Consider the following 13,206-nt stretch of genomic DNA (forward strand, 5'->3'; position numbering starts at 1 on the left):
GAAATACCTCGTCAAAGGCATCGCCACCACCGGCGGCAAATAACCCCACCGCACGTCTTCAGGACTACCCGGCACGCAATGAAAGAAGCGTTCAATGAAGAATTTATCCACCCGTATCAGGACCGCCACCGCGGTCACCATGGTCGCAGGCCTCAGCCTCTCGCTCGCAGCCTGCGGTGGTAGCGGTGGCAGCGAAGGCGACGGAAACCTCAGGTTCTCCTGGTGGGGATCGGATCCCCGCCACGCAGTGAACGAGCAGATCATCGAGGACTACACCGCTGCCAACGAAGACGTCACCATCGAGGGCGAGTTTTCCGACTTCTCCGGCTACTGGGACCGTCTGGCGACCACCACCGCCGGCCGGGACGCCCCGGACGTCATCACGATGGACGAAAAGTACCTGCAGGAATACGCCGGCCGGGGTGCACTCGCGGATCTCTCCGAGCTCCCCAACATCGACCTCTCTAAGTTCGACGAGGCCACCCTCGACCTGGGCCGGTTTGAAGACGGACTGTACGGCCTGAGCACCGGACGCAACGCCCTCACCGTTGTCGTCAACGCTGACCTCTTCGCCGAGGCGGGAGTGGAGATACCCGACGACACCACCTGGACCTGGGACGACTACTATCGGGTCTCCAAGGAAGTCTCCGAGAACCTTGACGGCGTCAGCGGCTCCGATTACGGCAATTCCGCCGACGGAAGCCTCCGGGTCTGGCTGCGCCAGCAGGGTGAGTCGCTCTACAACGAGACCAACGACGGCGTGGGCTACACCCCCGAGTCCGCCGAGGCGTGGTTTGAGCACCTGATCAAGGTGCGCGACGAGGCTGGCGGTGCCAGCCCCGCCGAGTGGACTGAAGCCCAGGCCGGAACCTTCGAAGGCCAGAGCTTCCCCACCAACAAGACCGCCATGAGCTGGTACTGGTCCAACCAGCTGGAGGTGCTGCGGACCTCTTCCGGCAGCGACATCAGGATGCTGCGCGCTCCCTCCATGACCGGCAACGAAGCCGACAACGGCATGTACTACAAGGCATCCATGTACTGGTCCATCTCCAGCCAGTCCGAGAACCAGGACGCCGCCGCCGACTTCGTGAACTACCTCGCCAACAACGAGGAGCCGGCCAAGAAAATGCTGGTCGACCGCGGCGTGCCAGTGAACCCGGACATGGCGGCTGCCGTCCGGCCGGAGCTCGGCGAGGCCGACCAGGCAGTGGTCGACTTCCTCGAGGAAATCGAACCCAACGTTGCCACCAGCCCCGCTCCCTCACCGGTCGGCGCGGGCGGCGTCCAGGACGTGATCCTGCGGTACGACTCGGAGGTCCTGTTCGGGGATATGACCCCCGCCGAGGCTGCCGAGCAGATGACCGCCGAGATCGAGGGTCTGATCCAGGGCTAGCCACGGCACCACCAGTACCACCCCGTTCCCATCCATACCCGAACCAGACCCAGCAGACGAACCGAAACGAAGAAGAGGAAATCAATGACGAAATTCTCCCGCACCACTAAAAGCCGTAGCGCAGTAGCGATGGCCATGGCACTCGCCCTGGGCCTGACCGCCTGCGGCGGGGGTAGCGACTCCGGATCGGATGCCTCCGGCGATGCGAGCTTGCGCTTCTCCTGGTGGGGTTCGGACCCCCGCCATGAGGCGAACGAGCAGCTGATCACCATGTTCGAGGAGAACAATGAGGGCGTCGACATCTCCGGCGAGTACGGCGACTTCGGGGGCTACTGGGACCGGCTGGCCACCACCACGGCCGGCGGTGACGCTCCCGACGTCATCACCATGGATGAGAAGTACCTGCAGGAGTACGCGGGCCGCGGTGCCCTGGCCAACCTGAACGACCTTCCCAACCTCGACCTCTCGAAGTTCGACGACTCGGCGCTGAGCCTGGGCCAGTACGAGGACGGGCTGTACGGCCTGAGCACGGGGCAGAATGCCTACGTGGTCATGGTGAACGAGGACCTTTTCGAGGAAGCGGGCGTGGAACTGCCGGATGACTCCACCTGGACCTGGGATGACTACTACAACATTTCCGCCGAACTGCAGGAGAAGCTTGGCGGGGACTCCCGCGGTACCGAGTTCGGGGCCCAGGATGTTGACCTGCGCATCTGGCTGCGCCAGCAGGGCGAGTCCCTCTACAACGAGGAGGAAGGCTCGGTGGGCTACAGCCCCGAGAACGTCACCTCCTGGTTCGAGCACCTGTTGACCGTGCGCGACGACGGCGGCGGCCCCACCGCCTCCGAGTTCACCGAGAACTCCTCGGGCACCTTTGAGGCAGGGGAGTTCCCCACCAACCGGGCGGGAATGGGCTGGTACTGGTCCAACCAGCTGGCTGCCCTGCGCACGGCATCGGACAGCAACATCAGCATGCTCCGCGTCCCCTCCGAGTCGGGCAACGCCGCCGAGAACGGCATGTACTTTAAGGCGTCAATGTACTGGTCCATTTCGGAACAGTCGGAGAACAAGGAAGCCGCTGCTGACTTCGTGAACTTCCTGGCCAACGACGCGGAGGCAGCGAAGGTGATGCTGGTCGACCGCGGCGTGCCGGTAAACCCGGACATGGCTGAAGCGATCACCCCCGAACTGGGTGAGGCAGACCAGTCGGTGGTCTCCTTCCTCGACGAGATCCGCCCGGATATGGCTGAAGCGCCACTGCCATCACCGGTTGGTACCGGTGGAGTGCAGGACGTGGTGGGACGCTACGTCTCCGAGGTGCTCTTCGAGCGTCTCACCCCTGAGCAGGCCACCGAGCAGATGACCAGCGAGATCGAAAACCTGATCAGCGCCGGCTAGGCACCCGCAACTGGGAGGGGACGGCACCATGCCGTCCCCTCCCAGTTGTTCCCTACCCCTTACCCACGAGAAGGATCCACCGATGCCACTGCCCGATTCACGCGTTGCGGCCACTCGCCAGACGGGCCACCTAGCCCCCGCCTCGACGGTCGCGTTGGTCGGCGTGCACGGTTACGGAGCGCGCCACCTGGTCAACCTTGCGCGGCTGGAGGATGCGGGACAAACCCGGCTGGTCGCCGTGGCCGACCCGACACCCCCGGAGCCAGGAGCGGTCGGCGCGGCGGTGGAGGTGCACTCCGACCTTGCCAGCCTGGCCGGATCGGGGGCCACGCCGGACGTCGTCGTGATCGCCACCCCCATCCAGTCCCATGCTCCGCTGGCTCGCACGGCTTTCACCCTGGGCAGCGATGTCTACCTGGAAAAGCCCCCGGTTGCCTCCATGGCACAGTTCGAGGAGCTGCTGGCCGAGGCGGCTACGGCTGGCGTCGCCGTCCAAACCGGCTTCCAGAGCCTCGGCTCGCTGGCACTGGACCGCATCGACGAGCTCCTGGCCACCGGCCAGATCGGCGCCGTACGCGGCATCAGCGCCGAAGGCCGTTGGGTGCGGACCCGAGGCTATTTCAAGCGCTCCCGCTGGGCAGGAAAGCGGACCCTCGACGGGGTCGACGTGGTTGACGGCGTCGCCACGAACCCGCTGGCCCACGCAGTCGCCACGGCTCTGCGCGTCGCCGGAGCACGAACCCGCGAGGACATCCTGTCGGTGGAAACCGACCTGTTCCGTGCCCACGACATCGAGAGCGACGACACCTCCTCGCTGCGGATCCGCACCAGCGCGGGCCTGACAGTGATGTGTGCCCTCACGCTGTGCGCCGCGACCCAGGAGCGGCCGAGCGTCACGGTCGAGGGGACCACGGGACGCATCGTCTTCTACTACACCGAGGACGAGCTGGCCATCACCACCACCGACGGGGATGAACGGGTCGAGCACTTCGGACGGACTGACCTTCTGGAGAACCTGCTGCGGCACAGGGCCACCGGGGAGACACTGCTCAGCCCACTCGAGGCCAGCGGCGCCTTCATGACGGTGATGGAAGCGATCCGCACGGCGGACGCACCCCGCGCCATCCCCGATGGGTATGTGACCTGGGAGGGGGACGGCGACGACGCCCACCCGGTCGTGCGCGACGTCGAAACCCTCATCCAGCGGGCACAAAAGGCCCAGGCGCTCTTCAGCGAGATTCTCCCCGACTGGGCCGGATCGGCTCCCTCCGGAAGCCTGCTGGTGAACGGGACAAATGTCGCCGACTACCGCGACGGCGCCAGCATCGCCCCCACTCTGGCACCGCGCCCCTACCTCCACCCGGTCCGCACGCTCAACGGAACGGTCGTCACCGACCACCTGCCGCTCGACCATGTGTGGCACCTAGGGGTCGGCGTCGCGATCCAGGACGTCAACGGCGTCAACTGCTGGGGTGGGCGCACCTACCGCAGGGAAGCCGGGCGATACATCTGGCGGGAGGACCACGGACGTATCCACGCCTCCAGCCAGGAGTTCACCGGCGCCTCCCTCCAGGAGAACCTGGTTTGGTCCGGGCCCGACGGCACCGCGCTACTGGACGAAACCCGCCGGTGGGAAGGGGCCCCCGTCAACGACACCACCTGGCTGCTCTCGCTCTCCTTCACCCTGGCCGCACGGGACGCCCGCGTCGACCTGGGTAGCCCCGGGTCCAACGGCCGTGCAGGCGGCGGGTACGGAGGATTCTTCTGGCGGCTCCCCGCTGCAGCAGAGCCGGAGATCCGGACCGAGGACGCAGCCGGAGAGGCAGGGGTGCACGGCTCCACCTCACCCTGGCTGTCCTTCAGCGCACAGTTCAGCGGAAGCGAGGCCACCCTGGTGTTCCTCGCCGCCCCCGAGGCCCCCGACCCCTGGTTCGTCAGGTCCGAGGGGTACCCAGGGGTGGGGCTGTCGCTTGCCTGGGAGACCCCGTTGACCGTTGCCCCGGGTACCCCCGTGACCCGCACCGTCAGGGTGCTGGTAGCCGACGGCAGGCTCGACGTCGCTCAGATCACCTCCCTCACTGGCGCGATCGTGGACCTCCCATGACCGGGGAGATGCTGGTCGGCGATCTCACCCGGCCCGTGCCGGCGGACGCCGCCTTCGCCGCCCCGACGCCTGAGGACTGCGCGACGGAACGGGCCCTGAAGCGCGAGCGGGTGCTGGCCGTCCTGGACCGCTCCGGGCGCGACGCGGTGCTGCTGACATCCACTACGGCGCTGACCTGGTACCTGGGCGGGAGCCGGGTCCACATCAGCTTGGCCGGAGATCCGGTGGCCGCGGTCCTGGTGACCGGAGACGGCGATCACCTGGTGACCTTCACCAACGAGTTTGAACGGTTGCGTTCCGAGGAACTCCCACCAGGCCTGACCCTCCACCAGGTGCCCTGGCATCAGCAGCTGCACGAGGTCGGCCGCTGGTTCGGGCCCGGGGTGGCGCCTGCGGCCGAGGCGGAGTTGGCGCGCGACCTGCGGGACGCCCGCCGGAGCCTGCTCCCGGTGGAACTGTCCCGGTACCGGGCGCTAAACCGCGAAGTGGCAGCTATCCTGACCGATGTCCTGATGACGGTTTCGCCGGAGAGCACCGAACGGCAGGTTACAGCGACCCTGGCGGAACGGGTGACCAATATCGGGGCCGAACCCCTGGTCCTGCTCTGCAACGGCAGCAGCCGGTCAACGTTCAGGCATCCACTGCCAACCGCGGCGCCACTCGGTGCCGGGGCGATGGTGGTGGTCTGCGCCCGCCGGCACGGGATGGTTGCGAATGCCACCCGCTGGGTACGGTTCGGTGCGGCCACCGCATCAGCGCTCGACGCCGAACGGCGCATCGCGCTGGTAGAAGAGGACATCTTCACCGCGACAGTCCCCGGCGCACGCCTGAACGGAATTATCGACCAACTGCGCGAATCCTACGAACGGCACGGCTTCGGTCCCGACCAGTGGCTGATGCACCACCAGGGCGGACCGGCTGGCTACGCGGGGCGCGATCCCCGGGCTACCCCAGTCACCGACGATGAGGTGGTGGCCAACCAGTCGTTCACCTGGAACCCGTCGGCGCCCGGCGTGAAAATCGAGGACACCGTGCTGCTCGGTGACGCCGGGATCGAAGTCCTGAGCGTTGATCAGCGCTGGCCGGTCGAAAGGGTGGGAAACCTCAACCGCCCCACAACTCTTCAGTTGTAGGGCGGCTGGGGATAGGAAGAAGCTGAGCACCTCTCGGCGCGGGCTGTACCTCTATATCTGTCTAGATGGAGGTACAGTGCCTAGCTCAACGTGAGCGTTCCGTCGACGCGGCGGGGGATGCCCAGGGGATTCGCCTCACGCAGCGCCGGGTGGAGGACCGCCTCGGGCGCATCCTGATAGGCGACCGGCCGCAGAAACCGCCGCACCGCCGTCGCACCCACCGAGGTGAACAGGGAGGTGGTGGCAGGCCACGGTCCACCGTGTTGCTGCGCCCAGTTCACCGCAACACCGGTGGGCCACCCGTTGAACAGCACCCGCCCGGCCAGTCCTGACAGCTGGGTCACCAGCTCCGTGACCTCTTCATCGGCCTCTGCATGAATGGTCCCGGTCAGGCTACCGGGCACTTTCGCCAGTACTGCTGCGAGTTCGTCCTGATCGGTGTACTCGATCAGCACGGTGGTGGGACCGAAGCATTCCTCAAGGATGCTGTCGGGATTCGCCAGGACAGCCGAGGCACTGGTGGAGAAGACCACCGGGGCGGCGCCGTCGCTGGCGGCCTCCTGGGCGATCTCGCCGCTCAGGACGTCGACACCTGGTTGTTCGGCCAGCTGGCGGAGCCCGTCCGGGTACGCCTCAGCGATCCGCGTGGTGAGCATGGGTGCTCCGCCCTTGCCGGCTGCGGCAGTGACAACCTGGTCAGGGAAACCGGTGCCGGCGGGGATGAACACCAGACCGGGTTTCGTGCAGAACTGGCCAGCGCCCATCGTGAAGGAAGCCACCAGACCCTCGGCGAGTTCGGTGCTGCGGGCAGCGGCGGCGGCCGCAGTGACGACCACCGGGTTCAGGCTGCCCAGCTCGCCGTAGAACGGGATGGGGTCGGGGCGTGACACCGCCAGATCAAACAGGGCCCGCCCTCCCGGGATCGAACCCGTGAACCCGACAGCCTTGATGGCCGGATGCTGCACCAGCTCGGTGCCGGCGCTTCGCCCGCTGATCAGCGCGAAGATGCCGCGGGGGGCTCCGGCCTTATCGAGGGCTTCGGTGACGATCTCGGCGGTGCGCTCGGACAACTTCAGGTGCCCCGAGTGCGCCTTGACGATGACCGAGCAACCGACAGCGAGTGCTGACGCCGTGTCACCGCCGGCTACGGAGAACGCAAAGGGGAAGTTGGAGGCAGAAAATACCCCGACCGGTCCCAGCGGGCGCAGGATCCGCCGCAGGTCCGGCTTGGGTGGGGTAGCGGAGGGAACCGCATGGTCGATGATCGCCTCCAGGTAGGAGCCCTCGGTGATCACGTCGGCGAAGAGGCGCAACTGCCCGGTGGTACGACCCACTTCCCCCTTCAGCCGGACGGGGCCAAGGTGGGTTTCGGTGTCCGCGAGGGCTACCAGTTCGTCGGTGTTCGCGTCGAGCGCGTCGGCGACCGCGACAAGCCAGGCGGCGCGTTCACCGTCAGTGGCTGCTGCGGCCTGGGTGGCCGCTGCGGTGGCCGCCTTGGTGAGTTCATTGAGTTCGGAGGTGGTAGTCACGCTGTGTTCCTCTTCCAGTAGGTGGGAAAACGGTCGTCGGTGGTGCTGACCGGTGGTTTAGGGAGCGAAGTCGAGGCCGAGGCCGGGCTGCGCCGTGGTGGTGAGCAGTCCGCGCTGGATGGAGATCGGGCTGGGTCCGGTAAGGACCCCGAGGCTCTCGAATGAGGCGTCCTCGACGTCTTCCACCCAGGTCGGTTCGGCCAGGGTGAGGGCCAACTGTCCTGACAGTTCAGGCAGTAGGTGCGGAGTGACCTTGATGCTGTGCGCCCGGGCCAGTTCAACGATCCGGCGGAACGGGGTGATCCCGCCCACCCGCACCACATTGGGTTGGATGATGTCGACGGCGTCCGCGGCGATGAAGTCGCTGAAGCGGTAGATGGTGTGGACGTTCTCGCCCAGGGCGATCGGAACCCGTGACTGCTTCCGCAGCCGGGTGTACGCGCCCAGGTCGTCGGCGCGAAGGGGCTCCTCAAGCCACTCCAGGTCGAACTGCTCGAGAGCATCGATGGCGCGCAGCGTGGTGGGCAGGTCCCAGCGCTGGTTGGCGTCGATCATGAGTTTGCGGTCCCGACCGAGTACCTCACGGACTGCTGCAACCCGTTCCATGTCTTCGCGGATATCTGGTTTGCCGACCTTGATCTTCACCGCCGTCTTGCCGCTGGCAACCCAGCGCTTCACCTGCGCCACCAGGTCCTCCTGTGAGTAATGCAGGTTCACCCCTGACCCGTAGACCTGAACGGAGTCCTGGCGTTGCCCCAGCAGATCGGTCAGCGAGGAGTGCTGTTCCTTGGCCGTCAGGTCCCACAGGGCGAGGTCGAGGCCGGCCATGGCGATGGTGGTCAGGCCACCGCCGCCAGCTTCGTGAAGCCACTTCCAGAGCTGATCCCAGACCAGCTCGGGTTTGGCCTCCAGCCCGATCGCGAAGGGAGCAATGTCATGATCCAGCAGTGACTGGACCGCGTGGGCGCCGATGGTCGGGGTCCACGCGAACCCGGAGCCGGTCCGTCCCTCGTCGGTGCTTACCTCGGTGGCCACCACGTTGACCACCGGAACGTCCGGACCCCAGGGACGGGTCAGGTCGATGGTGTGCAGGCGGGTGGTCAGCGCAGTGATGCGGGCGCTCATGCGTGGGCGGACGCCAAAGTATGGCCAATCTCGAGGATGCGCTTGAGCTCCATGAGCTGGTTTTCGGTAGGGTCAACCAGGGGCGGCCGGACCGACCCGTAGGCGTGCCCTTCCAATCCGAGGCCCGCCTTGATCAGTGACACGCCGAATCCGGGAGTCTGGTCGCGGAGACGCACCAGCGGCTCATAGAAGTCGGTGAGCAGCTGGTGGCGGCGATCCTCGTTGTTGTCGATGTAGGCCCGGTAGTACGCGTTGGCGATGTCCGGCGCCATGGCGAACGCTGCCGAGGAGTACAGGGGTATGCCAAGACCCCGGTAGGCACCCTGGGTCAGCTCGGCGGTCAGCAGCCCGTTGAAAAACAGGAAGTCGCTGCGCCCGGAGGCCCTGATGGCCGAGACGATCTCCTGGGCCACGCCGACGTCGCCCACCCCGTCCTTGAATCCGATCACCTTGGGGTTGGCCGCGAGGTGGGTCATGGCGGCGGCAGTGAACCTGGCGTTCGCCCGGTGGTACACGATCACCGGCAGGCTGGTGGCAGCCGCAATGGTCTCAATGTAGGCGATCAGCCCAGCGATGGGCCCATTGACCAGGTAGGGCGGCAGCACCAGGAGGGCATCCGCGCCAACCTCCTCGGCGGCCCGGGCCGTGGCCAGTGCGTGGCCGAGGGGCCCACCCGTGCCTGCGACGACCGGGACGGCACCCGCCACCACCTCAACGGTGGCGCGGACGACGTCGCGCACTTCTTCCAGGCTGAGGGAGTGGAACTCGCCGGTGCCGCAGGCGGGGAAAACACCGCCCGGGTTGTGTTGCATCCGCGACCCGACGTGCTCCTTCAGCGAGTCGAGGTCAACCGTGTTGTCCGGGGAGAACGGGGTGACTGGGAAAAAGAGGACGCCGTCGAATTTCATGGGTTTACCTGGTTTCCGCGCGAGGCTGTCGCCAGCTCGGCTGGCGTGTCGGTGGTGGGGTTCTCTGGTGGGTGCTGGCCGTCCGCCGTCGCCGTGCTCAGTTCCGAGCGCCAGCTGCGGCGCGGTTCCCAGCCGAGGAGGCGTTGCGCCTTCTCGATCGAGAACGCGGGAGAGGTCCCGGTGAGCGATTCGGTGAGTGACCCGCTGCCGGCCACGAATCGTGGCAGGAGGTCGGCCAGCGGTTCGGTGGCGAGGGCATCGGCCGCGCCCACGAAGAAGGTCTGCCCGTTGGGAATGGTGTCCATCTTCTGGAGCAGGATATCCAGGAAGTCCGAGACATCGCGGGCATCGACATAGTTGAATAGGGCCGGGGCGGCGAGGGCCGCGTCGGCGAGCCGTTCGGTCACCGTGTGGCCCTGCTGCGTGGGTGCGCCGTCCCATTCTTCGGGGGAGATGACGAAGCAGGGGCGGAACGCCGCGTACCTGCTACGGTCGCCGTGGGAAAGGGTGAACATCTCCATGACCTGCTCCGCGAGGTACTTGGACAGGGCGTACGCGTTCCACGGCCGGGGCGGGGTCGCCTCGCTGAGCGGAAACTCCTCGGGAAGCCACCCGGAAGGGGCGCCGTAGCCGAGCACCGTCGGGGAACTGGCGGTAATGATCTTCCGGACGCCCAGTTCGGTGGCAGCCTGGAGCACCGTAAAGGCCAACCGGCTGTTGGTGTGGAAGATGACCTCTTCGGGAGCGCTGAAGGGGACGGCGATGGCCGCCAGGTGGATGACCGCGTCCGGACGGTGGGCCTCGATGACCCGGCGGGGTTCGCCGTCGGCCAGCAAGTCCGCGCGTTCCTGGATCACGCCAGCGGGGAAGGCATCCTCGGGCGCGAGATCGCGGTCCACGGAGACGACCGCGTACCCGGCGTTCGCCAGGCCGGCCACCACGCTGCGGCCCAGCCGCCCGGCCCCTCCGGTGACGAGAACCGTCGATGCTGCGCCGCTCACGGCGTCCGCCGCAGGTCCATGCCGAGCCCCAGCTCGGGAATCCGGACGGGCAGCGACGTGGCGAGGGATTCATTGCCCGCGATGCCGACGGCGACGGCGCTGAGGCCATCGATGTACCCGGACGGGCGGCCCAGCGGATCCTCCCCGGGGCCGTTGAACAGGTCGGAGAGCAGCAGCCGGTCCCCGCCCCCGTGGGCACCTTCCCCGTTGTGGATGGTGACCTCGGTGGCCGGTTCCCAGTGCCGCTGGACGATCAGGCGTTCACCGTTGCGGCGCACCTGGTCGTTCTCGCTGACCGGGGTGGCGCTGGGGTCGACGACGTTCTTCTTGTCGGAGCTACCAGACACGGCTGCCCGTTCGACCACTTCCAGTTCGGCGCGACCCTCGGTGCCATTCACCGACACCCGGTAACCCTCCCAGGGGCTGTGCGCGTTGAGCGAGTAGGACAGAGTGGGCCCCCGCTGGTAGTCGACGACGAGGGCAAGGTTGTCCTCGATGGTGATGCCGCTGGTGAAGACATCCTGGTCGCGCCGGTACCCGTCATGGTGTTCGTTCTTCAGGTAGAGGGCTTCGAGCCGGGGGTCGTCGCGGAGATCCAGGGCGAACGGGTCGGTGGCTGCGCCGTCGTGAGTGCCCCTGTCCTTGCGTTCGCCGAGGCCTCGCTCGGTGGCGTTCTGGTCACCGTAGAACCGGAGGGCACCGGAGGCATACACGCGCTCCGGTACGTCATCGATCCACCAGTTGACGAGGTCGAAGTGATGGGATGCCTTGTGGATTAGCAGGCCACCGGACTTTTCCTTCTCCCGGTGCCAGCGGCGGAAGTAGTCGGCCCCGTGGACGGTGTCGAGCATCCAGCTGAAGTCCACTGAGGTGATGGTTCCCAGCGCGCCGCTCTGGATGACTTCTTTCAGGGCGCTGTTGCGGGGGGAGTACCGGTAGTTGAAGGTGACGACCACGCTGCGCCCGGTCTCCTCAACGGCCTGCGTAATCCGCTGGCACCCTTCCGCGTTGATGGTCAGGGGCTTCTCGACGACGACGTCGGCCCCGGCTTCCAGCGCCTCAACGATGTAGTCGGCGTGGGTGTAGTCGGGGGTGGTGACAATGACCCGCTGCACTGCATTCTCGCGGATAAAGGCGGTGAGGTTCTCTGGCTGGAAGGTGGGGATCGAGGAATCGGGCGACTGCGTCAGGTCGCGGATCAGTCCCTGGTAGTGCTCCACCCGGCCGGGGTTTGTGTCGCTGAGGCCCACCAGGGTCGCTACGTCCGCGTGGGTCTCAAGGATGGCCTGGATGTACATTTCCGAGCGGGCCCCGGTGCCGATGAGGGCAAAGCGGGTCCGGCGGTCGGCGGGTAGCTGGGCGTCCAGCGGGGATGAATCGGGCGAAGTTTCAACTGTGTCGACGTTGGTCACAGGATATCCCTTTCCAGGAACGGGTCTGGGATCCGCGTGATCCCACGAGCAGCTTTACGAGAAAACGTTTTCTGAAAGCGTTATATGATTTGTATCAACTCAGGGTGATTCCGTCAACAGGGCGTACGCCGCAGCACTATCCGATGGGATGTCAACAGGTTTGATGGCTAAGCGATCCACTACACGGCGCACCGGCATTGCTGACGTGGCCAAACACGCAGGCGTCTCGCATGCCACGGTGTCCCGGGTGATGAATGGCAACTTCACCGTGGATCCGGTGATTGCCCAGCGCGTACGGGATTCGGCCGCCGAGCTAAAGTACTACCCCAATTCGGTGGGGCGGTCGCTGGCGCTGGGAAAGACAGACACTATTGGCGTGGTGGTGCCCGATCTGGGGAACCCCACCTTTCAGGCCATGCTTCGGGGTGTCAGCCGGGCGGCAGCCAAGGATGGGTACCGCGTGCTCATTGCCGACTCCTCCGAGGTGCTCAGCGAAGAGGCCATCCTGGCGGCCGAGGCGCGACGGCGGTGCGACGGCGTCGTCCTTTGCGCGCCGCGAATGAGCGACGCCGAACTGCAGGACCTGGCCTCCTCGCTACACCCGCTGGTGCTGATCAACCGCACCATCGAAATCGAGAACACCCCGTCCCTCTCGGCGGACTACGGCCAGGGCATCCAGGAGCTGGCGTCCTACCTGGTGGGACTCGGGCATCGGCGGCTCGCCTTCCTGTCCGGACCCGAGCCGAGTGCATCCAACCGGTTGCGGGTCGACGGGTTGGCCAAATTCATGGCGGAGCATCCCGAGGTGGAGCTTCAGACGCTCGCCGGCGGCGTGAGTTTCGCCGAGGGCCATGAATCGGTGGATCGCATCCTCGCCTCCGGGGCGACGGCGGTCCTTGCGTTCAACGACCTGGTGGCGATGGGACTGCTCAGTGGACTGCACGAGCATGGCGTGGCCGTGCCGGGTGAAATCTCGGTGACGGGCTTCGATGATATTCCCTTCGCCCGGTACACCACGCCGCCCCTGACGACCGCTGCGGTTCCAATTACCGAACTCGGTGAGGCCGCCTGGGAGCGGATGCGGTCGGTGCTGCAGGAGGATGACCAGGTAAGCCTGGGTACCATCTTCTCCCCGCAGGTCGTGGTCCGGGGCAGTACCGGCCCAGTCCCCCGGTCGTAGCTGTCCGGTCAGCGGCCCGTGAC

Annotated in this window: 10 protein-coding genes; 5 read left to right on the top strand and 5 right to left on the bottom strand. The window is 66.6% G+C overall.

What is annotated here, in order from left to right:
* The first annotated feature begins 94 nt into the window (after nt 1–94).
* The 4 genes from HMI58_RS12670 (at nt 95) to HMI58_RS12685 (ending at nt 6,028) form a co-directional block, all read left to right on the top strand.
* Complete coding sequence (locus tag HMI58_RS12670; protein WP_171584335.1) at nt 95–1,393, top strand: extracellular solute-binding protein; 1,299 nt, start codon at nt 95–97, stop codon at nt 1,391–1,393.
* Between the two features lie 84 nt (nt 1,394–1,477).
* Nucleotides 1,478–2,791 (top strand): extracellular solute-binding protein, encoded by a 1,314-nt coding sequence (locus HMI58_RS12675; protein ID WP_171620250.1) that lies wholly within the window; start codon nt 1,478–1,480, stop codon nt 2,789–2,791.
* 82 nt (nt 2,792–2,873) lie between these two features.
* Nucleotides 2,874–4,895, top strand: a complete 2,022-nt coding sequence (locus HMI58_RS12680) for a DUF6807 family protein (protein ID WP_171620252.1) — start codon at nt 2,874–2,876, stop codon at nt 4,893–4,895.
* On the top strand, nt 4,892–6,028 hold the full coding sequence (locus HMI58_RS12685; RefSeq protein ID WP_225668125.1) for an aminopeptidase P family protein: 1,137 nt from the start codon (nt 4,892–4,894) through the stop codon (nt 6,026–6,028). The genes HMI58_RS12680 and HMI58_RS12685 overlap by 4 nt, the downstream gene beginning before the upstream one ends.
* 80 nt (nt 6,029–6,108) lie before the next feature.
* Here the strand turns inward: HMI58_RS12685 and HMI58_RS12690 are convergent, their stop codons facing one another.
* Genes HMI58_RS12690 through HMI58_RS12710 form a run of 5 tightly spaced genes read right to left on the bottom strand, consistent with a single transcriptional unit; the run spans nt 6,109 to nt 11,958 of the window.
* Nucleotides 6,109–7,557: an aldehyde dehydrogenase (NADP(+)) gene (locus tag HMI58_RS12690; protein WP_171620254.1), complete on the bottom strand. Its 1,449-nt coding sequence runs from the start codon at nt 7,555–7,557 to the stop codon at nt 6,109–6,111.
* A 57-nt stretch (nt 7,558–7,614) separates the two neighbouring features.
* Entirely contained in the window at nt 7,615–8,682 is a 1,068-nt protein-coding gene (locus tag HMI58_RS12695) for a mandelate racemase/muconate lactonizing enzyme family protein (protein ID WP_171584339.1), read from the bottom strand.
* The gene (locus HMI58_RS12700; protein ID WP_171620256.1) at nt 8,679–9,590 is read right to left on the bottom strand and encodes a 5-dehydro-4-deoxyglucarate dehydratase; all 912 of its coding nucleotides are present in this window, start codon (nt 9,588–9,590) and stop codon (nt 8,679–8,681) included. Before HMI58_RS12700 ends, HMI58_RS12695 begins: the two co-directional genes overlap by 4 nt.
* The gene (locus HMI58_RS12705) at nt 9,587–10,591 is read right to left on the bottom strand and encodes an NAD(P)-dependent oxidoreductase (RefSeq protein WP_171584341.1); all 1,005 of its coding nucleotides are present in this window, start codon (nt 10,589–10,591) and stop codon (nt 9,587–9,589) included. The genes HMI58_RS12700 and HMI58_RS12705 overlap by 4 nt, the downstream gene beginning before the upstream one ends.
* On the bottom strand, nt 10,588–11,958 hold the full coding sequence (locus HMI58_RS12710; protein WP_205208165.1) for a Gfo/Idh/MocA family oxidoreductase: 1,371 nt from the start codon (nt 11,956–11,958) through the stop codon (nt 10,588–10,590). The genes HMI58_RS12705 and HMI58_RS12710 overlap by 4 nt, the downstream gene beginning before the upstream one ends.
* Before the next feature lie 208 nt (nt 11,959–12,166).
* Between HMI58_RS12710 and HMI58_RS12715 the strand changes: the two genes are divergently transcribed.
* Nucleotides 12,167–13,183: a LacI family DNA-binding transcriptional regulator gene (locus HMI58_RS12715; RefSeq protein ID WP_171620260.1), complete on the top strand. Its 1,017-nt coding sequence runs from the start codon at nt 12,167–12,169 to the stop codon at nt 13,181–13,183.
* The last annotated feature ends 23 nt before the right edge of the window (nt 13,184–13,206 follow it).

The sequence above is a fragment of the Arthrobacter sp. 147(2020) genome, assembly GCF_013116715.1.
Taxonomy (GTDB): Bacteria; Actinomycetota; Actinomycetes; order Actinomycetales; family Micrococcaceae; genus Arthrobacter_D.